The sequence below is a fragment of the Pseudomonas sp. GW823-FHT02C05 genome, assembly GCF_058797595.1.
This window is the reverse complement of record NZ_JBXAJU010000001.1, coordinates 2,237,353-2,261,006: the sequence shown is the minus strand read 5'-3', so window position 1 is coordinate 2,261,006 and position 23,654 is coordinate 2,237,353. Positions and strand designations below refer to the sequence as shown.

At 64.8% G+C, this 23,654-nt stretch carries 24 protein-coding genes; 13 read left to right on the top strand and 11 right to left on the bottom strand.

Annotation, left to right across the window (positions count from 1 at the left end):
* Window positions 1-55 precede the first annotated feature (55 nt).
* The gene (locus AC1RGE_RS10115; protein WP_011062263.1) at window positions 56-526 is read left to right on the top strand and encodes a MarR family winged helix-turn-helix transcriptional regulator; all 471 of its coding nucleotides are present in this window, start codon (window positions 56-58) and stop codon (window positions 524-526) included.
* 11 nt (window positions 527-537) lie between these two features.
* On the opposite strand, the gene AC1RGE_RS10110 is transcribed toward AC1RGE_RS10115, so the two are convergent.
* Window positions 538-1,626: a transketolase-like TK C-terminal-containing protein gene (locus tag AC1RGE_RS10110; protein WP_072452671.1), complete on the bottom strand. Its 1,089-nt coding sequence runs from the start codon at window positions 1,624-1,626 to the stop codon at window positions 538-540.
* A 214-nt stretch (window positions 1,627-1,840) separates the two neighbouring features.
* On the opposite strand from AC1RGE_RS10110, the gene AC1RGE_RS10105 reads away from it, so the two are divergent.
* Complete coding sequence (locus tag AC1RGE_RS10105; protein WP_011062261.1) at window positions 1,841-1,966, top strand: hypothetical protein; 126 nt, start codon at window positions 1,841-1,843, stop codon at window positions 1,964-1,966.
* A 29-nt stretch (window positions 1,967-1,995) separates the two neighbouring features.
* Here AC1RGE_RS10105 and AC1RGE_RS10100 read toward each other — a convergent pair whose 3' ends face one another.
* Window positions 1,996-3,036, bottom strand: coding sequence for an AraC family transcriptional regulator (locus tag AC1RGE_RS10100; protein ID WP_492584139.1), 1,041 nt, complete (start codon window positions 3,034-3,036; stop codon window positions 1,996-1,998).
* Between the two features lie 4 nt (window positions 3,037-3,040).
* Window positions 3,041-4,171: a carbon-nitrogen hydrolase family protein gene (locus AC1RGE_RS10095; protein ID WP_492584137.1), complete on the bottom strand. Its 1,131-nt coding sequence runs from the start codon at window positions 4,169-4,171 to the stop codon at window positions 3,041-3,043.
* A gap of 737 nt (window positions 4,172-4,908) precedes the next feature.
* On the opposite strand from AC1RGE_RS10095, the gene AC1RGE_RS10090 reads away from it, so the two are divergent.
* On the top strand, window positions 4,909-6,948 hold the full coding sequence (locus AC1RGE_RS10090) for a 2,4-dienoyl-CoA reductase FMN-binding domain-containing protein (protein ID WP_492584135.1): 2,040 nt from the start codon (window positions 4,909-4,911) through the stop codon (window positions 6,946-6,948).
* Between the two features lie 207 nt (window positions 6,949-7,155).
* Window positions 7,156-8,085 (top strand): 1-aminocyclopropane-1-carboxylate deaminase/D-cysteine desulfhydrase, encoded by a 930-nt coding sequence (locus AC1RGE_RS10085; RefSeq protein ID WP_258610991.1) that lies wholly within the window; start codon window positions 7,156-7,158, stop codon window positions 8,083-8,085.
* Here the strand turns inward: AC1RGE_RS10085 and AC1RGE_RS10080 are convergent.
* The 3 genes from AC1RGE_RS10080 to AC1RGE_RS10070 form a co-directional block, all read right to left on the bottom strand.
* Entirely contained in the window at window positions 8,076-8,630 is a 555-nt protein-coding gene (locus AC1RGE_RS10080) for a cytochrome b (RefSeq protein ID WP_011062254.1), read from the bottom strand. The two genes, AC1RGE_RS10085 and AC1RGE_RS10080, sit on opposite strands and share 10 nt — an antisense overlap.
* Before the next feature lie 201 nt (window positions 8,631-8,831).
* Window positions 8,832-9,659 carry a phosphonoacetaldehyde hydrolase gene (gene phnX / locus AC1RGE_RS10075; RefSeq protein ID WP_011062253.1) on the bottom strand — a complete coding sequence of 276 codons (828 nt, stop codon included), beginning with the start codon at window positions 9,657-9,659 and terminating at the stop codon, window positions 8,832-8,834.
* Window positions 9,660-9,761: 102 nt separating this feature from the next.
* Window positions 9,762-10,871 (bottom strand): 2-aminoethylphosphonate--pyruvate transaminase, encoded by a 1,110-nt coding sequence (locus AC1RGE_RS10070; protein ID WP_011062252.1) that lies wholly within the window; start codon window positions 10,869-10,871, stop codon window positions 9,762-9,764.
* Between the two features lie 110 nt (window positions 10,872-10,981).
* On the opposite strand from AC1RGE_RS10070, the gene AC1RGE_RS10065 reads away from it, so the two are divergent.
* The gene (locus tag AC1RGE_RS10065) at window positions 10,982-11,842 is read left to right on the top strand and encodes a LysR substrate-binding domain-containing protein (RefSeq protein ID WP_011062251.1); all 861 of its coding nucleotides are present in this window, start codon (window positions 10,982-10,984) and stop codon (window positions 11,840-11,842) included.
* 123 nt (window positions 11,843-11,965) lie between these two features.
* Here the strand turns inward: AC1RGE_RS10065 and AC1RGE_RS10060 are convergent, their stop codons facing one another.
* Window positions 11,966-12,853 (bottom strand): LysR substrate-binding domain-containing protein, encoded by an 888-nt coding sequence (locus tag AC1RGE_RS10060; RefSeq protein WP_011062250.1) that lies wholly within the window; start codon window positions 12,851-12,853, stop codon window positions 11,966-11,968.
* A gap of 286 nt (window positions 12,854-13,139) precedes the next feature.
* Between AC1RGE_RS10060 and AC1RGE_RS10055 the strand changes: the two genes are divergently transcribed.
* The 3 genes from AC1RGE_RS10055 to AC1RGE_RS10045 all read left to right on the top strand — a co-directional run bounded on the left by AC1RGE_RS10055 (window position 13,140) and on the right by AC1RGE_RS10045 (window position 16,768).
* A complete protein-coding gene (locus AC1RGE_RS10055) occupies window positions 13,140-14,465 on the top strand; it encodes an MFS transporter (protein ID WP_492584133.1) in 1,326 nt (441 codons plus the stop codon).
* Between the two features lie 98 nt (window positions 14,466-14,563).
* Window positions 14,564-15,955: an FAD-dependent oxidoreductase gene (locus tag AC1RGE_RS10050; RefSeq protein WP_011062248.1), complete on the top strand. Its 1,392-nt coding sequence runs from the start codon at window positions 14,564-14,566 to the stop codon at window positions 15,953-15,955.
* Window positions 15,956-16,063: 108 nt separating this feature from the next.
* Window positions 16,064-16,768 carry a YebC/PmpR family DNA-binding transcriptional regulator gene (locus AC1RGE_RS10045; RefSeq protein ID WP_011062247.1) on the top strand — a complete coding sequence of 235 codons (705 nt, stop codon included), beginning with the start codon at window positions 16,064-16,066 and terminating at the stop codon, window positions 16,766-16,768.
* A 65-nt stretch (window positions 16,769-16,833) separates the two neighbouring features.
* Here the strand turns inward: AC1RGE_RS10045 and AC1RGE_RS10040 are convergent, their stop codons facing one another.
* The 4 genes from AC1RGE_RS10040 to zapE all read right to left on the bottom strand — a co-directional run bounded on the left by AC1RGE_RS10040 (window position 16,834) and on the right by zapE (window position 20,333).
* Window positions 16,834-18,147: a leucine-rich repeat-containing protein kinase family protein gene (locus AC1RGE_RS10040; RefSeq protein ID WP_093409388.1), complete on the bottom strand. Its 1,314-nt coding sequence runs from the start codon at window positions 18,145-18,147 to the stop codon at window positions 16,834-16,836.
* 89 nt (window positions 18,148-18,236) lie between these two features.
* Complete coding sequence (locus AC1RGE_RS10035; RefSeq protein ID WP_350022978.1) at window positions 18,237-18,605, bottom strand: hypothetical protein; 369 nt, start codon at window positions 18,603-18,605, stop codon at window positions 18,237-18,239.
* Window positions 18,592-19,206: a hypothetical protein gene (locus AC1RGE_RS10030; RefSeq protein WP_169893234.1), complete on the bottom strand. Its 615-nt coding sequence runs from the start codon at window positions 19,204-19,206 to the stop codon at window positions 18,592-18,594. Before AC1RGE_RS10030 ends, AC1RGE_RS10035 begins: the two co-directional genes overlap by 14 nt.
* Window positions 19,203-20,333: a cell division protein ZapE gene (zapE, locus tag AC1RGE_RS10025; protein ID WP_492584131.1), complete on the bottom strand. Its 1,131-nt coding sequence runs from the start codon at window positions 20,331-20,333 to the stop codon at window positions 19,203-19,205. Before zapE ends, AC1RGE_RS10030 begins: the two co-directional genes overlap by 4 nt.
* Before the next feature lie 240 nt (window positions 20,334-20,573).
* On the opposite strand from zapE, the gene AC1RGE_RS10020 reads away from it, so the two are divergent.
* The 5 genes from AC1RGE_RS10020 (at window position 20,574) to AC1RGE_RS10000 (ending at window position 23,613) form a co-directional block, all read left to right on the top strand.
* Window positions 20,574-21,074, top strand: a complete 501-nt coding sequence (locus AC1RGE_RS10020; RefSeq protein WP_492584268.1) for a Csu type fimbrial protein — start codon at window positions 20,574-20,576, stop codon at window positions 21,072-21,074.
* Between the two features lie 102 nt (window positions 21,075-21,176).
* Window positions 21,177-21,713 carry a Csu type fimbrial protein gene (locus tag AC1RGE_RS10015; protein WP_011062241.1) on the top strand — a complete coding sequence of 179 codons (537 nt, stop codon included), beginning with the start codon at window positions 21,177-21,179 and terminating at the stop codon, window positions 21,711-21,713.
* 20 nt (window positions 21,714-21,733) lie between these two features.
* Window positions 21,734-22,270, top strand: coding sequence for a Csu type fimbrial protein (locus AC1RGE_RS10010; RefSeq protein WP_011062240.1), 537 nt, complete (start codon window positions 21,734-21,736; stop codon window positions 22,268-22,270).
* Window positions 22,271-22,274: 4 nt separating this feature from the next.
* Entirely contained in the window at window positions 22,275-22,775 is a 501-nt protein-coding gene (locus AC1RGE_RS10005; protein WP_011062239.1) for a Csu type fimbrial protein, read from the top strand.
* 46 nt (window positions 22,776-22,821) lie between these two features.
* Window positions 22,822-23,613 carry a fimbrial biogenesis chaperone gene (locus AC1RGE_RS10000; protein WP_011062238.1) on the top strand — a complete coding sequence of 264 codons (792 nt, stop codon included), beginning with the start codon at window positions 22,822-22,824 and terminating at the stop codon, window positions 23,611-23,613.
* The last annotated feature ends 41 nt before the right edge of the window (window positions 23,614-23,654 follow it).

Below are 23,654 nucleotides of genomic sequence, written 5' to 3'. Positions count from 1 at the left end.
TATCCCGGCATGCGCTACTATTGCAACCCTTCTTCAAACCTTCGGATGGTGTGGCATGTCTTCAAAAGAGCCCGATGTCTGGTTCCGTTTTGTCAGGGCTCACCGGACGGTGATTCGCGAAATCGAGCGCCGCCTGGCCCAGGCCGGCTTGCCGGCGTATGCCTGGTACGACGCCCTCTGGGGCCTGGAAAGCGGCGCCGAAGGTACCCGGCGCATGCACGAACTGGCCGATGTGCTGGCCATCGAGCGCTACAACCTCACGCGCCTGGTGGACCGCCTGGAAAAAGACGGCCTGGTGCAGCGCTCGCGCTGCGAGGGCGATGGTCGCGCGGCCTTTGTCAGCATCACCGACGAAGGCCGAAAGCTGCGCAAGAAGATGTGGAAAATCTACGAGGCGACAGTGGCCGAGCTGTTTCTCTCGCAACTGGACAGCGAGCAGAAACACGCCTTTGCCGATGCCCTGGAACGCACCGCGACCCTGGCCCGGGCGGCGGCCAATGGTGGCGACACAGGCTCCAAAAGCTGAGCCCGGTACCGTCAGGGCAGGCCATAGGTCGCCATGGCCTGTTCCACACATTGCATGGGCAATTGCCCAGCGTCTGCCAGGCTCTTGAGTGCCAGCACGGCGATCCAGCGTGCCTCGGGGCAGCGGCCGCGTCGCGGGTCGCGGGCGGCATCGAAGGAGTCGGTGCCCAGGGCCACCAGCTCGGCCTTGAGGTGAGGGCGTAGCTGTTCGGCCACCGCCTGGCCGTAGCCAGTCACTGCAATCACGGGCGCCGAGTCATCCGCCAGGCAGCGCTGCAGGTGTGAGCCGCGCTTCTCTTGCCCAGGATGCAGGCGATTCCAATGCTGCGCCGCAGCCGCTTCCCGCGCCAGGCGGGTGTAGCTGGGGCAACTCCAGAGCTGGCTGGCCACCTTCCAATCACGCTGCAGCAGATCCGCCGCGGCCCTGACCTGGGCAAACGCCCGGCCGGCGCCCAGCAGTCGCACGCGCCCCGCCGCTGGGTGGGCAGTGGTGTCCGTCACCTTGTACATGCCCTGCAATGCGGCTTGCCGTTGCTCGGGCGTCAGTTCCAGTTGCAGCTCATGGTCATGCAGGGCCAGGTAGTAGAAGCCTGGCTGGCCCTCGATATACAGGCGTTGCAGGGCCTCCAGGACAATCGCCTCGGCCTCTGCGCCAGTGGCCGGGTCGAATGGCAGGCAGTGCGGGTTGTGGGCCAGCCACAACGCCAGTGACGGGTCGGCACCCTTGGGCCATGGGGAGGTTTGGGTCTCACTGTCGTTGCACAGGATGCCCCGCGCCGCGGTCTCGGCGCTGACCGCGCACAACTGCGCCGAAGAACTGCAGCGGTGCAGATAGAGCAGGGGTTTTTCCGCGCTGTCGGTGGAGAACCACAATGGCCAGGCGCTGATCCGGGTACTCCTTTGTGGTGCGCTGTGGCTGCGCACCACAAAGGACTGGCGTGCGGTGCGCCGGTCCAGCTCCAGGGTATTGGCCATCTCCAGCACGGTGTTGAGTGGCGAACCGCCAGGGGGGCGGGCGCTCCTGAGCAGGTCCAGGCAGGCCTGGGCCGCCTGTTGCGCGAGGGCCTTGTGGCGAGTGGGGAAAAGTGAGGATGGGTTCATGCTCGGCGCCGTCCGCAAGGGGGGAGAGCGGCTACCCTAACGGATCGGCAAATATGATTGCAATTGCAATCGTTGCAGTTGCATCTGTGTTCGAGGATTAAATTCCTCACGGGCTGTTACGTTTTAATGATAGAAATCCTGACCTGGGGGGTAGTATTTTTTCTGTCATCCCGGCACTTTATGCTGATCCCGATGGTCCTTAGGCACAGGGCTATTGAACAAGGTCTTTCAACAACGGAAAAAGGAGTCCGCCATGGACGAATACCAAGAGGAACTGCTGGAGTATCAGGCTTTCGAGCTGGATCCTCTGGAACCTGCAGAAGACGCCACCGAGCTGTAACGCCGGTGGCGTTTTTTTTTACCGTTTCTCTAGCCGAATTGTCGGTGGCTGCGGCGAAAATCCCCGGGGGTCTGGCCATTCCAGCGCTTGAAGGCCCGTTGAAACGCCTCGGCTGAGGCAAAGCCCAGCAGATAGGCAATCTCCCCGAACGCCAGTTCAGTATCGCGAATGTAGGTCATGGCCAGGTCGCGGCGGGTGTCATTGAGAATCGCCCGGAACTGCGTCCCTTCTTCCGCCAGCTTGCGCCGCAGGGTCCAGGTCGGCAGCTTCAGGCGCATCGCCACTTCTTCCAGGTCCGGCTCGCGGCCGCCATTGAGCAACGGCCCCAGCATCTGAATGATGCGTTCGCGCAGGCTGCGGGTGCGGGTCAGTTGTTCCAGTTCTCTCTCGCACAACTGCACCAGATGCCGCCAGGTGCTTGGGCAATGCTGCGGGTTGCGCAGGCCCAGGCTGGCCTGCCTCAGGCGCAGCTGGTTCTGTTCGGCGCCGAACTGGATAGGCGTGGGGCCGAGCACCGCATAGGCCTCGTGGTAGTCCGGGCGCTGGAATTCGATATCGATCTGTTCGGCGTGGATCGCCTGGTCGGCGACGCTGGACAACTGCTGCAGCCAGCCGGAGATGATCGAGTCCACCACGAAGCGGTTGTAGGCGTTGTACGGGCTGATGGAGTAGAAGCACAGCCAGGCGCCGCTGGCATCCTCGTGAAAGCTCGACTGGCCGCGATAGTTGGAGCCATACAGAGCTTCGAAGCGGGTCAGGCAGCGGGCAGCTTCGCGCACGGTGGGGGCCTGGGCTGCGGTCACTCCGGCCAGGCCGGCCTGGCTCAGCCGGCTCAGGCGGCCCATGCGCAAGCCCAGGGCCGGGTCACCGGTCAGCTGGATCGCCCCGTGGCCCAGGCGCATGTAGCGCGGGATTGACAGCCGCGCTCCGGCTTCGCCCAGGCGCGCGGCGTCCAGGGCGTACTGTTCCAGCAGGGGGGTGGGGTCCTGCCCGTAGCTGAGGACCGCGTCCACCAGGCTATGGACGAAGCCCACCGACAAGTCGCCCAGGCGCATCGGTGGGGTTTTCATTGGCCTACAACCAGATGTTCAGCAGGCGGGCGCCGCGGTTGCCGTCGTCGGCAAAGGTCTGGCCGTTGCTGTTGATGAAACTCTGGCCACTGCTGCGTTGGTCCCAGAATTGGCCGCGCAGGAACACGCTGACCCCGGCGCTGGCCAGGCTGCTGGGTGCGCGCGCAGTCAGTGTCAGGCGATGCCAGGCCTCCCCCTCGCTGACTTCCTCGGGCTTGAGGCTGACTTCGCTGGGGGTGGCGATGCTCTTGTATCCGCGCCAGGGTTTGTCCCAGCCATCACGGCCCATGACAAAGGCCGGGACCGCCACCAGTTGGGCGTGCTGGTCATTGAGCTTGCGGTAGTTGTCGGGGTACCAGCTGTCGCTGCCGATCAGCACACCGAGGCGCCCGGCCGGGGTGTCGATAACCTCCAGCGCTTTGTCGGCATCGCCCTTCACGTAGCCGCTTTCGGCGTAGGTCGGGTAGATCTGCCGCTGGGGCTGGCCCATGGGCAGGCCATCGCTGCCAAACACCAGGCTGCTGTTGTACAGGGCGCCGCTGCCGATCTGCAGGTTGCCCTGGCTGACACTGGGTTCTGGAAGAATGATGCTGCCGGCCACCAGGGTCACATGAAACTCCTTGGCCAGGCCGCCGAACAACGACTGATAGTCCCGAGCCATCCTCTTGGCCTTCATGCGCAGGTACGCATCGTCCAGGCGGCTGTCACCCCTGGCGCTGATCAGCGCCTTGAGAAACGGCAGCGGGTTGCTCACCGCCAGCCAGTTCATTGCCTCTTTCAGAGAGGTGGCCTGATACAGCTCATTCTTTTCACCGCTGACCATCAGCCAGGTGCCGACATGCTCGGGCAGCACGACGATGGTCTTGTCATTGACCAGGCCCTTGTCACGGGCTTGCTGCATGTAGGCCGCAAGCTTGCGATGCAGGCGCTCGATGCTCTGGTAGTCGGTGGGGAACAGCTCGGGCTGGATTGCCAGCAGGTTGCCGTGGTCGGCAGGCACACCCTGGTCCACCGCGAGCTGGATACGCAGGTCCGACAGGTAGTGCGCCCCTGGACGATCACGGGTCCAGATGGCGTAGCTGGTGAGGGCGCCAAGCAGCGCCAGGCTGAGGGTGATGTAGAGAAGTTTGCGCATGGGAAAACAGTCAGCGGCCGTGTGCTGGATCGTGACATATCTCGGATATTTGAACCAAAGGTACAGGAAAACAGCGTGTTAGAGCGGTTTTTTGCATGAAATGGGTCATTTCCGTGGCGTCCCGGGCTTTTCCCTGAGCCGCGCCTACGCTGTCGCCTCTGGGGGGAGAGGGCTGGCAGGCTGTTGCGGTCCCGCGTCGAGCGGATCAGGCTTTGTGCAGTTGCCCCTACTTTCGTTGAAGTTCCAGGTTTGCAAGTTGATGGGGTGTTCGGCAAAAAACACTCTTCAAAGTTCTTCGGGGCTCATCCGCGGAGGCGCAGTCGGGGTGAGCTAATAGTTCCAAAGTGGGCCGCTGGGTCATTCATGAACTTGCACATGACCTGTTTCCCCGTCCGTATTTCCGGAAGCAGCCCCTGGCCCATGACTTCATGATGCGGTGGCGGTTCCAGTTATTCTGTTTCAACGTTGGCAGCACTCACCATCGTATTCAGCATTTTTTCGTGAAAGATCCTTTCTATCTTCGACAGATGACGGTGCCCTATCTCCATGACGTCATGGCTTGGCCGGCTTCTACAGCGCATTGCTGAGGGCTGGCAAAAGGGTGTGCGTTCTGATCATTAAGTTGTCAGTTACGGTCATTGAGTGCCCGATGTTCTGCTCTTAGTCTGTGCAGCACTACTGATGGAAGCCGCAGAGCTTCCGCATTTTTCCGTGATTGCCCGATCTGGAGTGACACCATGGCTGGAGCACCTTACCCGCATTTGCTGGCCCCCCTCGACCTGGGTTTCACCACCCTGCGCAACCGTACCCTGATGGGGTCGATGCACACCGGTCTGGAAGAAAAGCCCGGCGGCTTCGAGCGCATGGCGGCGTACTTTGCCGAGCGTGCCCGGGGCGGCGTGGGCCTGATGGTCACCGGCGGCATCGGCCCCAACGATGAGGGCGGGGTGTATTCCGGCGCCGCCAAGCTGACCACCGAAGAAGAGGCACTCAAGCACCAGATCGTGACCCGGGCGGTGCACGAGGCCGGCGGCAAGATCTGCATGCAGATCCTTCATGCCGGGCGTTATGCCTACAGCCCCAAGCAGGTGGCTCCCAGCGCCATCCAGGCACCGATCAACCCGTTCAAGCCAAAGGAGCTGGACGAGGAAGGCATCGAGAAGCAGGTCCGCGATTTCGTCACCTGCTCGACCCTGGCCCAGAAGGCCGAGTACGACGGTGTCGAGATCATGGGCTCGGAAGGTTATTTCATTAACCAGTTCCTGGCCGCCCACACCAACCACCGCACCGATCGTTGGGGCGGCAGCTATGAAAACCGCATGCGCCTGCCGGTGGAAATCGTCCGTCGGGTACGTGAGGCGGTGGGCCCGAACTTCATCATCATCTTCCGCCTGTCGATGCTCGACCTGGTGGAAGGCGGCAGCACCTGGGAAGAGATCGTGCAACTGGCCCAGGCCATCGAGCAGGCCGGCGCCACCCTGATCAACACCGGGATCGGCTGGCATGAAGCGCGGATCCCCACCATCGCCACCAAGGTGCCGCGTGCCGCATTCAGCAAGGTGACGGCCAAGCTGCGGGGTTCGGTGAGCATTCCCCTGATCACCACCAACCGCATCAACACCCCGGAAGTCGCCGAGCAGATCCTCGCCGAGGGCGATGCCGACATGGTCTCCATGGCGCGGCCATTCCTGGCCGACCCGGACTTCGTCAACAAGGCCGCCGAAGGCCGCGCCGACGAAATCAATACCTGCATCGGCTGCAACCAGGCGTGCCTGGACCACACGTTCGGCGGCAAGCTCACCAGTTGCCTGGTCAACCCGCGCGCCTGCCACGAGACCGAGCTGAACTACCTGCCGGTCAAGCAGATCAAGAAGATCGCCGTGGTCGGTGCCGGCCCGGCGGGCCTGTCCGCCGCTACCGTGGCCGCCGAGCGTGGGCATCAGGTGACCCTGTTCGATTCCGCCAGCGAGATCGGCGGCCAGTTCAACATCGCCAAGCGAGTGCCGGGCAAGGAAGAGTTCTTCGAGACCCTGCGCTACTTCAAGCGCAAGTTGCAGACCAGCCATGTCGAGCTGTGCCTCAACACCCGCGTCGATGTACAGCAACTGGTGGCCGGCGGCTTTGACGAAATCATCCTGGCCACCGGCATTGCCCCTCGCGTGCCGGCGATTCCCGGGGTGGAGCACGCCAAGGTCCTCAGTTACCTGGACGTGCTGCTCGAGCGCAAGCCGGTGGGCAAGAGCGTGGCGGTGATCGGTGCCGGCGGCATCGGCTTCGATGTTTCCGAATTCCTCGTGCACCAGGGTGTGGCCACCAGCCAGGATCGCCAGGCGTTCTGGAAGGAATGGGGCATCGACACCCAGCTCCAGGCCCGTGGCGGCGTGGCCGGGATCAAGCCCGAGCCCCATGCACCAGCGCGGCAGGTGTTCCTCTTGCAGCGCAAGAAGACCAAGGTCGGCGACGGCCTGGGCAAGACCACCGGCTGGATCCATCGCACCGGTCTGAAGAACAAGCAGGTGCAGATGCTCAACAGCGTCGAGTACCTGAAGATCGACGATGCCGGCTTGCATATCCGTATCGGTGAGGCCGGCGAACCCCAGGTGCTGCCGGTGGACAACATCGTCATCTGTGCCGGCCAGGATCCGCTGCGTGAACTGCAGGACGGCCTGGTGGCGGCAGGGCAGAACGTGCACCTGATCGGTGGTGCCGATGTGGCCGCCGAACTGGACGCCAAGCGCGCCATCAACCAGGGTTCGCGTCTGGCGGCCGAGCTGTAACGGCCTGCCGTCCTGTAGCCGCTGCCGTAGGCTGGGCACGAGGCCGCAGGACTCGCCCAGCGGGCAATCGCGCTGCAACCAGCGAGCGCGGTTGCCTGTCTTGCGGGTTCTGCGAACCCGTTCGCAGCCTACGGCAGCGGCTACAAGGATGAGCCTGGGCCTGGAGCTGATAGACTGCGCAGCTTCTTCCCCGAACCCCCGCTGCCGATGTCCTTCCCCGAATCCTTCGACTGGTTACCCCACGCCCCGCTGCAACGGCTGGAGCTGGACTGGCTGTCGCGGGCCGGGGTCGAGGTGGCGGTGCTGCGCCTGGACCTGATCGACCCGCTGATCAGCGGCAACAAGTGGTTCAAGCTGACCGAACACCTGGCGGCGGCACGTACCGCTGGTGCCCACGGCATCATCAGCCTGGGGGGCGCCCATTCCAATCATCTGCATGCGCTGGCCGCTGCTGGCCGGCGTTTTGCCTTTCCCACCGTGGGTCTGTTGCGTGGCCATCCACAGGACACACCGACGGTGCTCGACCTGCAAGCCTTCGGCATGCGCCTGCACTGGCTGGGCTATGGCGGTTATCGCGCGCGCCACGAGGCGGGTTTCTGGACGCCCTGGCAGGCCCGGTACCCAGAGTTGTACCCGGTGCCCGAAGGTGGCGGTGGCCTGGCCGGCGCAGCGGGCTGCATGACCCTGCGCGATCAGGTGCGGCGGCAGTTGCCGAGCCTGGGCTGGAGCGACTACCACGGCTGGTGGCTGGCCGCCGGCACGGGCACTACCCTGGCCGGGCTGGTGCTGGCGGAGGCCGGAGCGCATCCGGTCTACGGCGCCCTGGCGGTTCCCGAGGATCACGGGGTGGCGCAGCAGGTCGAGGGGATCTTGCAAGAGGCCGGGCAGGGCTGCGGCGGTTATCAACTGCTGGACAGCAGCCGCGGCGGTTTTGCCAAGGTCGATGAAGTGTTAAGCGGTTTTATCCGGCTCACTGAACAACAATGCGCTCTACCGCTTGAACCCTTGTACACCGGCAAGGCCCTGCTGGCGTTGCAGGAACAGGTCCAGGCCGGGCGTTTCGCCCCGGGTTGCCGGTTGATCTTTGTGCATACCGGCGGCCTGCAGGGCCGCCGCGTGCTGTTGGCTCAGGCCTGACCGCGCTTGCGCCACATGCGTTGCAGAGTGTTGTCGCGCATCACGTAGTGGTGGTAGAGCCCGGCCAGGGCGTGCAGCCCGATCAGCCAGTAGCCGACCGTACCCAGCAGTTCGTGCCAGCCCTGGAGCTGCTTGGCCAGTGGCTTGTTCTCGGCCAGCAGCAGCGGCAGGTCGAGGCCGTAGAACATCACCTGATGGCCCTTGGCGCTGGTGGTCAGCCAGCCGAGGATCGGCATGGCGATCATGAACAGGTACAGCGCCCAGTGCATCAGGGTCGACAGCAGCCGTTGCCAGTGGGGCGGGGTGGGCAGGATCTTCGGCGCTACGCCCTGGGCGCGAGCGAACAGGCGCAGCCAGACCAGCGCAAACACTGTCAGGCCGAGCATGAAGTGGGCTTCGACAATCAGCGTGCGACCACCGCTGCCTTTGGGGAAGATGCCGCGAAATTCGATACAGGCGTAAACCACGGCCAGTAGCACCAGCATCAACCAGTGCAGGGCGATCGTCATGGTGCTGTAGCGAGACTCAGTGTTTTTCCAGGGCATACGGGACATCCTCGGTCATCAGGTCTGAAGCCTCCGTTCTTGAGCGACGGAGTGCTTTAACTGTAATCCGCTTTATGCCGGTCTGCCTGGAGCTGTAGCGGCTTTTATCGCCCCCCTGTGCAGCGTCGGGGCGGTGGGCGGGTATAAAAAAACGGCGGCCCCGAAGGCACCGCCGTTTTTTAATATTGCCCCGTGCCTGAATCAGTTGCCCTGGGGCATTTCCCCCCGGGCCAGGCGCTGGTTGATGTCCGCGATCACCTGGGGCAGGTCGGCGATGGTGTCGATCAGGTAGTGCGGGCGCGAAGCCTCGAACAGCTTGTGGATGCGCTTGCGCTCGCTGGCCAGGGTGTCGCTGGCCAGGGCCCGGTAGCCTTCGTAGGTCAGGCCCAGGGCATTGCCCGAGCAGGTCAGCGCCACGGTCCACATGCCGGCGCGGCGGCCTTCGAGAATGCCCGGTACGGTGTCGTCGATCTTCACGCAGGCGGCCACGTCGTCGATGCCCAGGGCGATCACGTTGGCCAGGGCCTGGGCTGGCCATGGGCGGCCGTTGGGCACTTCGTCGGTGGCCACCACGTGGTCGGCGGTGTAGCCGTTGGTGGCGGCCAGGGTTACCACCTTGTCCATCACCTGTTTGGGGTAGCCGGAGCAGGAGCCGATCTTGATCCCCTGTCCACGCAGCTTGGCGATCACCTCCAGGGCGCCGGGGATCAGCGCCGAGTGCTCGGCGATCTTCTCGATCTGCAACGGCATGAAGCGTTCGTAGATGGCGGTCACATCGGCGTCAGTCGGGGTGCGGCCGAAGACCTTGCGATAGCGCTCGGCCACCTCCGGCAGGTCGCACAAGGTGCGGATGTGATCCCACTTGCCCATGCCCATGGGACCGCGGGCCTCTTCGATGGACACCTGCACATCGAACTCGGCGAAGGCTTCGACAAAGATCTGGGTCGGGGCAAAGGAGCCGAAGTCGACCACGGTGCCGGCCCAGTCGAGGATCGCCGCTTGCAGCTGAGAAGGGTTGCTGTAGTTCATGGTTTCGATGCCTGTGTAGGAGCGAGCTTGCTCGCGAAAAAAGGTTCGGTATCGCGTCGCCTGATTCGCGAGCAAGCTCGCTCCTACAGGCTCGGTGGGGAGTCAGATATCGAGGACTTCCATCTCTTGCAGCACTTCGGCGATGGCGGCGACGGCAGCCTGCATGCCGCGGCGGTCGACATGGCCGATGCAGCCCACGCGGAAGGTTTCGACCTGGGTCAGCTTGCCCGGGTAGAGGATGAAACCCTTGGCCTTGACCCGCTCGTAGAAATCCTTGAACTGGTAGCGGGGATCTTTCGGGGCGTGGAAGGTGACGATGATCGGTGCCTGGATCGCTTCCGGCAGAAAACTGCGCAGGCCCAGCTCGCCCATGCCATCGAGCAGTGTCTGGCAGTTGTCGGCGTAGCGGGCGTGGCGCGCCGGCAGGCCACCTTCCTCGGCGTATTGCAGCAGGGCTTCGTGCAGCGCGGCGACCACGTGGGTCGGCGGGGTGAAGCGCCACTGGCCGGTCTTGGCCATGTAGCTGTGCTGGTCGTGCAGGTCCATGGCCAGGGAATGGGCATTGCCGCCGGCCTGGGCCAGGGAGGCCTTGGCAGCGAAGACAAAGCCCATGCCGGGCACGCCTTCCAGGCATTTGCCGGAGGCGGCGATCAGCGCATCGAAGGGGATCTCCCGGGCATCGATGGGCAGGGCGCCGAAGGAACTCATGGCGTCGATGATCAGGCGCTTGCCATGGCTGGCCACCACCTGGGCGATTTCCGGCAGCGGGTTGAGGATGCCGGTGCTGGTTTCGCAGTGGATCAGCGCCACGTGGCTGATGCTGCTGTCGGCCTGGAGCAGGCGCTCGACATCCGCGGCCGTGGTGGGTTGGTCCTCGGCGGTTTCGAAGGTGCTGAAATCCCGGCCGAGCACTTCGCAGATCTTCGCCAGGCGCTTGCCGTAGGCACCGTTGATCAGCACCAGGACCTTGCCGTCGCGGGGCACCAGGGTGCCGATGGCCGCTTCCACGGCGAAGGTGCCACTGCCTTGCAGGGGCACGCAGTGATGGCTGTCGGCGCCCTGGATGATGGCCAGCAGCTGTTGGCACAGGCTGGCGGTCAGCTGGTTGAAGCGGTCATCCCACGAACCCCAGTCCACCAGCATTGCCTGGCGGGTGCGGGCGGAGGTGGTCAGGGGGCCGGGGGTAAGCAGGATTGGCTCGGCGATGCTCATGCTGTGTCCTCGAAAAGGTGGGGATGACGCTACGGGGACTAAATTGCAGTTTTCCTTGTCATCAATCAAATTGTTTGTTGTTATGCCAGCCATCAGTGAGGCCGATAGCTATGAACCTGTTTCAACTCCGCGCATTCGACGCCGTGGCCCGGGAAGGCAGCTTTACCCGGGCCGCCGGGCGGCTGTTCATCAGCCAGCCGGCGGTCACCGGGCATATCAAGGCCCTGGAAGAGCATTACCAGATCACCTTGCTGCGGCGCACTGCGCGCCGGGTGGAACTGACCGAAGAGGGCATCAAGCTGGCGGCCATTACCCGGGCCATGTTCGGCCTGGCGGAAGAGGCCCAGGCCATGCTCGAGGCCAACCGGCAATTGCTCACCGGGCGCCTGGAAGTGGCAGCGGACGGCCCCCATCTGGTCATGCCGATGCTGGCCAGCTTGCGGGCGCGCTACCCGGGGGTGACGGTCAACCTGCGCCTGGGCAATGCCCAGGAAACCCTGGCGGCGCTGTTGTCCGAGCATGCCGACGTGGCGGTGCTGACCGAAGTCGAGCCGCGCAAGGGCCTGCACCTGCAAAGCCTGGGCGAGTCGCGGATCTGTGCCTTGGTGCCCGATGGGCACCCTTGGCTGGAACTGGCCGAGGGCGTCGCCATCGAGCAGTTGGACCAGGTGATCATGGTGCTGCGCGAACCGGGTTCGATCACCCGCCGGACGTTCGATGAGGCCTGTGGGCTGGCCCAGGTCCAGCCCCGGGTGCTGCTGGAGCTGGACAGCCGCGAAGCGGTGACCGAGGCGGTGGCGGCGCACCTGGGGGTGGGCATTGTCAGTTCGGTGGAGGTTGGCCACGACCCGCGGGTGCGCACGGTGCCGATCCGCGGTGCGGGGCTGGTCAACCGGCACATGATCGGCTGCGTGGAGCGGCGTCGTGACCTGCGCTTGATCCAGGCGTTTTTCGCCCTGGCTCCAGCCTGAGCCCACCTCCACTCTTGAAGGAGCTGGCTTGCCAGCGAAGAGGCCCGAAAGATCGCCTTCGCCGGCAAGCCGGCTCCTACGGTAGTGGTGCCTGGGAGATTGCCTTCGCCGGCAAGCCGGCTCCTACAGGGCGGTGGGGGAGGCCAGGCTTTCGCGTACCAGGTCGAGGAAGGTGGCGACGATCCGTCGTGAACTCTGTTCGCGCAGGCACACCAGGGTTTCGGTCAGGCGCCTCTGGCAGTCGACGATCGGCAGGGCGCAGACCCGGGCGTCGGCGCCGAACTCCGCCGCCGAGACCACCCCCACGCCAATGCCCACCACCACCGCTTCGCGCGCGGCTTCGCGACCTTCCACCTGGATGGTCGGGCGGATGCGCAGGCCGGCGCGGTTCATTTCCTCTTCCAGGGTCTGGCGGGTTACCGAGCCGACCTCCCGCAGCACCAGGGGCGTGTCGTCCAGGTCGGCGAGGCAGATGGACTGGCGGCCGGCCCAGGGGTGGTGACGGGAGACGAACGCCACCATCGGGTCGTTGCGCAGGGTCAGAGACAGCAGACGCTCGTCGTCCACGGCCCGCCCCAGCAGAGCCAGGTCGGCCTGGTAATTGAACAGGCGCAGCAGCGATTCATCGGTGTTGCCGGTTTCGATCTTCACATTGATCCCGGGGTACAGCTCGCAGAATCGAGCGATCTGCGGCAGCACATGCACCGGGGCATCCACCGCCAGTACCAGGCTGCCGGTCTGCAAGGCCCGGGACTCCTGCAGCAGCTCCTTGGCTTCGGCTTCCACCACGAACAGGCGCTGGGTGATGGCCAGCAGGCGCTCGCCCAGGTCGGTCAGGCGCACCGAGCGCTTGTTGCGATGAAACAACAGCACCCCGAAGCGCTCTTCGAGCTTGCGCACCTGGTCGGAAATCGCCGGCTGCGTCAGGTACAGGCGTTCGGCCGCCCGGGTGAAGCTGCCGTGCACCGCCACGGCGTGGAAGGCTTTCAATTGGGCGTGGGAAACCGACATGGGCCAATCCTCTTACAAGCTGAGCTTATATTTGAAATACGATAAATCGATTTCATTTATTAGTCAGTAATTGCTTCCATCCCTGCAAGCCCAGTGACCGTTCGGTCGACCGGCACCGGGCCCTGAGGCCTGTGCGTGCAGCTTCGGTCCCCGAAACGGGCCGGCAACAGGACTCATCTGACCAGCAGCGCCCGCCGCGAGGGCCCTGCTGCAGTGCTCAAGAATAAAAAACACAGGCGTTTGCTTCGCATCCTGCCGGCACACTCACCCTGAGGTCAGAACCACAATGAACAAGCAGATCGGCACCATCAAACGTTGGCGCGTGCAGATTTTCGCCATCACCTGGATCGCCTACGCGGCGTTCTACTTCACCCGCAAAGCCTTTTCCGTCGCCAAGCTCGGGATCGCCGACGATCCCGACTTCACCCTCGACAAGATGGCCATGGCCAACCTCGACGCCATCTACCTGGCGGCCTACGCCGTGGGGCAGTTCACCTGGGGCATCTTCGCCGACCGCTTCGGCCCGCGGGTGGTGGTGCTGGGCGGCTTGCTGATTTCCGCCGCTGCGGCGCTGGTGATGGGCAGCTTCGCCACCTTGCCGGTGTTCGCCACCTGCATGCTGGTCCAGGGGCTGGCGCAGTCCACGGGCTGGTCGGGGCTGTGCAAGAACATCGGCAGTTTCTTTCCCGCCGGGCAGCGCGGCAGGGTGCTGGGGCTGTGGAGTTCCTGCTACGCCTTCGGCGGCCTGGTGGCCTCGCCCTTTGCCGGCTGGTGGGCCTATACGCTGATCGGCACCTGGCACGCGGCGTTCATTTCCAGTGCGGTGGTGGTGGGCCTGACCGCGGTGCTGTTCTTCATCTTCCAGCGCAATACCCCGGAGGACGTGGGCCTGCCGGCCGTGGAGCCATTGCTCCCGCAGAGCGCCGAAGAAGACGCCGCCGAACGGCGCATGAGCGTCTGGGAACCGCTGCGCGAGATCCTGCGCAACCGCACGGTGCTGATCCTCGGGCTGTCGTACTTCCTGCTCAAGCCGGCGCGTTACGCGATCCTGCTGTGGGGGCCGGTGATCGTCTACGAACAGATGCCCTCGGTGGGCAAGGTGGGGGCGGCGATCGTGCCCACCAGCTTCGAGCTGGCCGGGCTGCTGGGGCCGGTGATGATCGGCCTGGCCTCGGACAAGCTGTTCGGCGCCCGGCGCATGCCGGCCTGTGTCATCAGCCTGCTGGCGCTGACCCTGTCCCTGGCGCTGTTCATGGGCGCTCTGCATACCGGCAGCGTCGTGCTGGTGATGGCCCTGCTGTTTTTCATGGGCCTGACCCTGTACGGGCCGGACTCGATGATCTGTGGCGCTGCAGCCATCGACTTCGGCTCGGCCAAGGCCGGGGCCACCGCGGCCGGTTTCGTCAATGGCTGCGGCTCGGTGGGCGCGGTGCTGGGTGGCCTGCTGCCGGGTTACTTCGACACGGTCACGGTGTTCATCGTGTTTGCCGCCTGCGCCCTGGTCTCGGCCCTGGTGCTGGTGCCGTACTGGAACAGCCGGCCCCAAGGGCTCGAGCCGGTGCGCGCACTCGTTCCCAATGGACCTTTGCTGATCAAACCGCTGCGTACCTGACTTTCGGGCCTCTTCGCCGGCAAACCGGCTCCTACGAAGGCTTGTAGGAGCAGGCTTGCCAGCGAACCCACTCGCCGTTTTTTACCTGGAGACTCACCATGCGACCTTTCTGGCTGGAACAGGCCCTGCAACAGCAACCCTCACCGGCGTGCCCGCCACTGTCGGGCGACACGACCTGCCAGGTGGCTATTGTCGGCGGCGGCTACACCGGGCTGTGGACCGCCATCATGCTCAAGGAGCAGAACCCCGGGCTGGACGTGCTGCTGATCGAGGCGGATATCTGCGGCGCCGGTGCCAGTGGGCGCAACGGCGGCTGTGCGCTGTCCTGGTCGGCCAAGTACTTCACCCTGGAGCGGCTGTTCGGTGTCGAGGAGGCCGTGCGCCTGGTCAAGGAATCCGAGCAGAGCATCTATGCCATCGGCGCCTTCTGCGAGCGCTACGGGGTGGATGCCCAGTACCGCCTCGACGGCACTTTGTACACGGCCACCAACCCGGCCCAGGTCGGCTCCACCGATGGCGTGATCGCTGCGCTGGAGCGCCGCGGCATCAACTCCTTCGACAAGCGACCCCTGGCCGACGTGCAGCGCATGGCCGGTTCCAGCCAGCATCTGGAGGGCTGGTATTCGCCGGCGGCGGCCAGCGTACAGCCGGGCCTGCTGGTGCGCGGGCTGCGCCGGGTGGCCCTGCAACTGGGCGTGAGGATTCACGAGAACACCGCCATGACCGGGCTGGAGGAGGGGCGCCCGGCGCTGTTGCGCACGCCCCTGGGGCAGATCCGCGCCGAGCGCGTGGTACTGGCGATGAATGCCTGGATGGCCCGGGCCTTCCCGCAATTCGAGCGCAGCGTGGCGATTGTTTCCAGCGACATGCTGATCACCGAGCCGAGGCCCCAACTGCTGCAGCAGATCGGCCTGACCAGCGGCGTGACGGTGCTGGATTCGCGGATCTTCGTGCACTACTACCACAACACCCCGGACGGTCGGATCATGCTCGGCAAGGGCGGCAACACCTTCGCCTACGGCGGGCGGATGCTGCCGGTGTTCGACCAGCCGTCGCCCTACGCCGGCTTGCTCAAGCGCAGCCTGGGGCAGTTCTTCCCGGCCTTTGCCGACGTGCCGGTGGCGGCCACCTGGAATGGCCCGTCGGATCGCTCGGTGACCGGCTTGCCGTTCTTCGGCCAGATGAGCCGCGCGGGCAATGTGTTCTACGGTTTCGGGTATTCCGGCAGCGGCGTCGGCCCCTGCCATATGGGCGGGCAGATCCTCGCCTCCCTGGTGCAGGGGCTGGACAACCCCTGGACTCGCTCGCCGCTGGTCAATGGCCCCCTGGGCTACTTCCCGCCGGAGCCGATCCGCTACCTGGGTTCGCTGGTGGTGCGCAACGCCATCCGCCGCAAGGAACGGGCCGAGGACCACGGGCGCCGGCCGCGGCACCTGGATGTGCGCCTGGCGCGTTTCGCTGCGGCGGCCGGCAAGGCCGACAAGGGCTGAAGCCTGCCAGCCACTGACTTTTTGGTCGATCAGGGCCTTGAGGACGTATAAACTTGCCCATCGCGTCGGCCAAATCCAACTCGACGCCATAGATCAAGAGAGTGAGTAATGGGCGCACAGTGGAAGGTTAAACACAAAGAAGCGGCAGCCAATGCCAAGGGCAAGATTTTCGGCAAGCTGGTCAAAGAGATCACCATCGCCGCACGTAACGGCGCCGACACCGCCACCAACGCCCACCTGCGGCTGGTGGTGGAACAGGCGAAAAAGGCTTCGATGCCCCGCGAGACCCTGGAGCGTGCCATCAAGAAAGGCTCGGGCCAGCTGGGCGAGACCGTGCAGTACCACCGCGTGACCTACGAAGGTTTTGCCCCGCACCAGGTACCCCTGATCGTTGAATGCGTGACCGACAACATCAACCGTACCGTGGCGGAAATCCGCGTGGCGTTCCGCAAGGGCCAACTGGGCGCTTCGGGTTCGGTGTCCTGGGATTTCAACCACGTGGGCATGATCGAGGCCTCGCCGGACAGCCCGGACGCCGATCCGGAACTGGCCGCCATCGAGGCTGGAGCCCAGGACTTCGAGCCGGGCGAAGAGGGCGCGACCCTGTTCCTGACCGAGCCTGCGGACCTGGATGCGGTACAGAAAGCCCTGCCCGAGCAAGGTTTCACCGTGCTTTCGGCCAAGCTTGGCTACCAGCCGAAGAACCCGGTCAGCGGCCTGAGCGATGAGCAGATGGCTGAAGTCGAGGCGTTCCTCGAAGGCCTGGACAACCATGACGACGTGCAGGACATGTTCGTCGGCCTGGCAGGCTAAGGCGATTCGCCGGCCAGCCCGCTCCTGCATACCTTTGTAGGAGCCGGCTGGCCGGCGAAGCTGTTTTAAAGCCCCGCCAATTCCTCGCAGACCTGGGTAAAGCCCGGTCGCGCCAGTACCTCCGGCTGGCAGCAGCGCTGCACCAGCGCCGCCAGTTTCTGCTGTTGCCCCAGGCTCAGCGAGCCATCCCCGCGCTCCAGCAATTCCTCCAGCAAGATACCGAAGGCCCGCACTTCCAGGCGTTGCAGCGCCCGGCTTTGCACGGTGTCGTCCTGGGCATGGAAGGACGCTGCGCCAAAATCACCCAGCAGGCAGTCGCCCTGGGCGTTCCACAAGGTGTTGTGGCCATAGAGGTCGCCATGGGTAATGCCCTGGGCGTGCAGGTGGGCGCCCACCGAGGCGATGCCCAGGGCGATGCCCAGGGTTACGTCGGCGTTGAAGCGGGTGTCGTCCGGGTAGATGTCCCGGGAGCAGGAGTCCAGGCTGGGCAGCGCTGCAAGGTTGGCAAAACTTTTGTCGATTAGCTGCATCACCAGGCCGTTCTGGCCCTGGGGGTGGTCGAGGATGCGGCCTTCGACGCGGATCAGGTTCGGGTGCAGCCCGGCGCTGATGCAGGCGTTCATTTCATGCAGCGGCGAGCCGTCGCTGGTCATCTCGCCCTTGTACAGCTTGACCGCCACCGCCCGCGGCGGTTGCCCGGCGGGCTGCCACTGCGCTTGGTGAATCACCCCCGAGGCGCCTTCGCCCAGGCGCTGTTCCAGGGTCAGTTCGCTCCAGGGGATGGTCGGTGTGGATTCCAGGGCCGTGGCATCGGCTTCCGACTCCAGCGGGTTGCCGGCATAGGCCAGCCAGGTCAGGCGCGGCAGGGCCAGGAGGAACGGCGGCAGCTCGGTCAGGCGGTTGGCGGCAATCCGCAGCAGTTCCAGGCGGTGGCACTGGCCCAGGCTTTCGGGCAGGCGGGTCAGGCGGTTGCCGGCGAGCATGAGTTTTTGCAGCAGCGGGCGCTGGCCCAGTTCTTCCGGCAGCTCAGCGATGCGGTTATCGGTGAGGATCAGCCAGCGCAGTTGCGGTGGCAGGGCGGCGGCCGGCACCCGCTCGATGCGGTTGGCCTTGAAGCCGATCATGCTCAGTTGCAGGCATTGGCCGAGGCAGGCCGGTACTTCACTGAACCGGTTGTCCGAGCAGAACAGGATGCGCAGGCGAGTGAGCCGGTGCAGGTCCTCGGGCAGGCTGCTCAGGGCGTTGCCACTGAGGTTGAGGATCTCCAGGGAGTCGGCCAGATCGAAGATTTCCCGGGGGAACTCGGTCAGCCCGCAGGACAGGTCCAGGCGCTTGATGCCGGCCAGTTGGCCAGCCCGCAGTTGGGCAAGGGTATCCATGAACAGCGTCAACACTCGAAAGAAGAAAAAGGCGGGCAGAATAAAGCAGTTCGACGGTTTTTGCTGCCTGAGCGGCCATGGGATGGGGGCTATTGGGTTTCCAGCAGCCTGAAGGCCAACGCGCCCGCTCCTTGAACGTAGTCGGCAATCAGGGTCAGGTCGGTCTTGCGGCCTTTGGACCACAGCTGGCAGGCCACTCTCATGGTCGATGGCTCGGTGCCCAGCGGGTAAAGGTCCAGGGCCACCCGGCCGCTGCGGTCCGGCTGGAATGCCCGATCATAGGGCGCAAGGGCCAGGTCGCCGGCCTGTTCTCCCGAGCTGTCCAGCTCTTCGAGGATTTCTGCATAAATGGCCGGGCTCACGCCAACTGCCGCCAATGCCGTCGGCTGGGCATGTTCAATGGCGCGCAAGAGTGCCTCTGCCAGTCGGTAAATCTCTTTGCGGTCAAATGCTTGCATCTTGCAGTGCTCCAGCCAGCCGGCGAAATGCCGCGGGTTGCCTGGAGTTCCCGGCCTCAGCCAGCATCGACTCCAGGCTGTGGTGCTCCAGGGTATTTTTTACCGATCCGGTGGCGGCTCTGCCCAGCGGGCTTTCCAGGTCGAAGTCGCTCTCCAGGGTTGCAAGCAGGTAGGCGCCTTGGCGGCTCCATTGGTTGAAACGCATGACGTGCCGGTCATCCAGAATCACCGCGCCTTCCTGCTTGTCGTCCGAGAAATGGAAAGCCAACTGCGAAGGGGGCAGGTTTTGCTGGGCCGCAAGGCGTTTCCTGTACTTGAGCACCGACGTCAGGCGGGCCCCAGGGGCCAGGTTGAAGCCACTGCCGACCCGTTGCCGGTCAAGGAAGTAGCACTTGAACAGCACCTCCAGGGTTCGCTGGTGGTAGCGCGTCGTGCAGCGTTTTTCATACTGGTGAAAGTCCTGGGGCTCGCCGACCCGCTCATAGCCTTTGGCCGCCAGTTCGGCTGCCGAGAAACTCTCCAGGCCAAATAGCCGGGAGTGCTGGAGGGTTGAATCTTGCAGGTGCAGGCACACCAGCTCGCAAAAGCTGATCGAACTCATGTGGCTACCTGCTCAAGCGGGTGCTCGGGGCCGATTTCCTGCAATTGCCCGAGGCGGCTGCGGGTGCGGGCCAGGTCGATGGCGTGGCCGCCCAGGCTTTCGGCCAGCGGGCGCTGGCCGATCAGCAGCAGGCGCTTGTCCTGGTCGTAGAGCACGTCGATCAGATTGATGAAGCGCTGCTGGGCGGCGATCGAGCACTCCGCCAGTGGCGGCAGTTCATCGATGATCCAGGTGTCGAACTGTCGGCTCAGTTCCAGGTAGTCCATGACTGCCGTGGGCTGCTGGCACAGGTCGTTGAATTCGAAGCGGATGCTGCGCTGCTGGCGCTGGCGGGTGGTCAGCTGGCGGCTGCCGACCTGCAGCAGCGTTGCCGGGGCATGGCGTTCGGGCAGCTTGAGCGCCTGGCGCTGGGCCGCGGTGCCGGGCCAGAGATACTGCCCCCGGGTAAAGGCCTGTTGCTCGTGGGTTTGCGCGTGGGTCCGGTAATCCTCGGCACCGCCGACTTCCATGACCTGCATGCGCGCGTTGATCAGTTCGATCACCGGTTTGAAGCGGGCATGGTACAGCGGGTTGGGCAGCAGGCCTTCGGGGGCGTAGTTGGAGGTCACCAGCAGCACGATGCCGCGCTTGAACAGGGCCTTGAACAGCCGGGTGATGAGCATGGCGTCGCCGATGTCGTGGACATGGAACTCATCGAAACACAGTACCCGGCACTGGCGGAGCAGCTCGTCCAGGGTGGTTTCCAGGGCATCGGCCTGCTGCTGGTGGCGAAACATGCCCTGGTGCAGTTGGGCGAAGAAGTCATGGAAATGCAGGCGCTGTTTCTCGTCGATGGGCAGGGCACGGAAGAAGCCGTCCAGCAGCCAGCTCTTGCCCCGCCCCACGGCGCCATACAGGTACAGGCTCGGCGCCTGCGGGGTGGCCTGCTCCAGGGCGTCGGCCAGTTGCCCCATGCGCTCGATCACCTGCAACTGGCCATGGCTCAGGGTGTAGCCCAGGTCCTGGGCCTTATGGCGAAAGTAGTCATGGATCAGCGCGCCAGCGGCGCTCGAGCGGCGGGCGGGCCTGGCGAACAGGCGACGCCAGGGAGATCGAGTCTGTGCAGATTTTGGCGGTAAAGCGGCCAATGGTGATTACCCCGATGGTTCCAGGCCGCTCACCTTAAGAGCGGCGCGCCAATTTAACCAATAGAAAATGCCCCGGCCAGTCATCTCGAAAAGGCATGGCTGCAGCCGTGCCGGCGCAGCGCTCATGCCGTGAGCAATTAATACGCTAACTGGCGGTTTCCCCGCGGGTTGCTAACCTGACTTCAGCGAATGCTCCTCATAAGGATTGAGGCCTTGAATGGATATAAGGGTGTGGCAGTGATGGGCGCATTGCTCAGCGCGACAGCAGGGGCCGCGGACTTGCAGGTGCAGGTCCGGGTCGATGTGCTGCGTGGCTGCCAGTTGGTCGGCCAGCAGCGCGAAGCGGGGATCGAACAGCTCGGTACCCTGGACTTCGGCAGCACCGCACGCCTGGACGACCCGGCCGGGCCCTTGTCGGCGGCACTGCCGAGCAGCCGCCAGCCGCGCCTGGAATGCAACCCCGATACCCCCTATCAGATGCGCATCGACGGCGGCCTGCACGGTGGTGTCGGCGAAGTGCGCTACCTGGCCAGCAACACCCGGGCCGGCAAACCCATTCCTTATCGCCTCTACCAGGACCCGGCCCGGCGGATTCCGCTGCCGGTGAATGTACCGGTCAGTGGCCGGGTGCCGGATTCCGGCACGGTGGACCTGCCCTTGTACGGGCGTATCGAACCTTTGGTCGAGATCCCCCGGGCCGGCGGTTATTCCGATCTATTGAAAGTGACCCTGACCTGGTAGGGCCGGGGCATGAATGCTGCCACGAGTAACGGGGCAGAGCAGGGAGGGCGGTTCATGGTGAACGGCCCATGTGGGAGTCCTGATGGAACTGGGATGGCTGCAATGAAAGGCAGGACCTGGACGATTGTCGCCCTGGGTTCGTTGTGCCTGTTGGCGGACGACGCCCAGGCGGCAATCAGCGGGCAGATCCAGGCACGCCTGGTGATTACCGCTGCCTGCCAGGTCAGCAGCGGCGGCGATCCGTCTGCCAGCCCGATCGGCGACCCGGGCATGCTCAACTTCGGCCAGCAGGGCCCGACCTGGGTCGCGCCGATCAAGGCCAGCCTCACCAACAGCGCCGAGGGCCAACTGCAGGTGGCCTGCAACTCCTCGGTCACCGGTTTCACCGTGACCATCAATGGCGGCCTCAACGGCGACGGCACGACCCGGCGCTTGAGCAATGGCCGCCAGACCATCCCCTATCGATTGTTCGTCGATGCATCCGGTAGCGACAGCTACAGCATCGGCCAGCAGCGCAATTTCGCAGTGAGCAGCGGCAGACGGATTCCCATCCCGGTGTTCGGCTCTGTGGTCGCGAATACCCGCGCGGTTCCGGCAGGGCTCTACACCGACACCCTGACCATCACGCTGGATTGGTAAACCATGAGAGGACACACATCATGTACGCGCTTGTATCCAGAATCGGCTGGCCTCTGTTGGGGCTGGTCATGGCTTCAACGGCCAACGCCGCCACCACGGTCACCGGGCAGATCAGCTCGACCCTGATCCTCACCAGCAGTTGCCAGGTCAACGGCGTCGGCGGCAGCACCGGGCTGAACTTCGGTGCCCTGAACTTCGGCACCACCAACAGCCTGTTCACCACCGCCACCGGCCAAGTGCTGGGCGGCGGTGGCGGCGCGCTGTCGATCCTCTGCTCCACCGGTACCACGCCGACCCTGACCATCCAGGGCGGCGCCAATGACGGCAAGTCCACCGGTGGCACCCGGGCCCTGTTCGACGGGGTGGCCAACTATGTGCCCTATGACCTGTACACCGACTCCGGGCATTCGCAGATCGTCGCGATCAACGGCGTGATCAACCTGGCGCCCAGCACCGGGGTGGCGCAAACCGTGAACCTCTATGGCCAGGCGGTGGGCAAGGCGGGGCTACCGGCCGGCACCTACACCGATACGGTGTCCGTGCAACTGACCTTCTGATGCCATGGCCAGCCACGCTTGTGCGCTGCTGCTCCTGGCCTGCGCGAGTGCCTGGCCGGGGTGGATCGCTGCGGCCACCAGCCAGAGCTTCCAGGTCAGCGCCACCATCACCGCCGGGTGCCTGGTGGTGGGGGGCGTCAGCAACTACGGCAGCCTGGCCTTCGGCAGCCAGTCGGCGCTGTCCACCAGCACGGTCAGAGTGGCGCTCACCGGGGGCGTGCAGTTGCAGTGCACGCCGGGGGTGACCCTGAACATGACGGTGGACGGAGGCCAATACAACAGCAGCGGCCGGCACATGCAGCTCGATAGCGGCAGTGCGCGGGTGGCCTATCAGTTGTTTCGCGATGCGGGCTACAGCCAGAGCCTGGGGATAGGCCAGAGCGTGGCCGTGGCCTACAGCGATGCCAATAACATCAGCCTGCCGATCTACGGGCAGGTGCAGTTGCCGGGTAATCAGCCTGGGGGGACGTACAGCGATGTGCTGCAGGTGCAGCTGTCGTGGTGATGGGGCGCATTCATAACCAGCCGGCAGGCGGACAAGGAGTAGCAGTATGCATTTACCTTTGCAGGGCATGCGGGGGACCGGTTATCTGATCCTGGCGGGGCTGTTGGCGGTTGCACCCAGGGTCCAGGCCGCCAGTTCGGTGCTGATCTGGCCGATCGACCCGGTACTGGAGGCCGATCAGCAGGCCAGCGCGCTGTGGCTGGAGAACCGCGGTACCGAGACCGCCAACCTGCAGATCCGGGTGTTTGCCTGGAGCCAGAGCGGCTTTGCCGACCAGTACCAGAACCAGCGCGATGTCATCGGCAGCCCGCCGGTGGCGAAGATCGAGCCGGGGCAGAAGCAACTGGTACGCCTGACCCGCACCCGCGAGGTGCCACCGGGGCAGGAGCTGGCGTACCGGATCATCATCGACGAGATTCCCTCGGCCAAGCCCATCACCCCGGAAGGGGATGCCAAGAGTGCGGCAGCGATCCGCTTCCAGATGCGCTACTCGGTGCCTTTGTTCGCCTATGGCGCCGGGCTGTGGAGCAAGGAAGACACCTCCCGTCCACGCGATCCCAAGGGCGCCGGCGTGCCGGACCTGAGCTGGCGCAAGGTGGCAGTGGACGGCAAGACGTTTTTCGAGCTGCGCAACCAGGGTGCGGTGCACGCCCGCCTGACCGATGTGGCCTTCAAGCAGGGCGGGCAGGCCCGGCCCGTGGCGCCTGGGCTGCTGGGCTATGTGTTGCCCGGGGCGGTGATGCGCTGGCCGGTGCCGGAAACCCTGGCGGCCGAGTCGACCCTGCAACTGCGGGTCAATGGAGCACCGCAGGTACAGGACCTGGCGCCTACGCACTGAGCCTCGGGCGCAACGCGGCCGCCAGTCGGACGGCCGGTGGG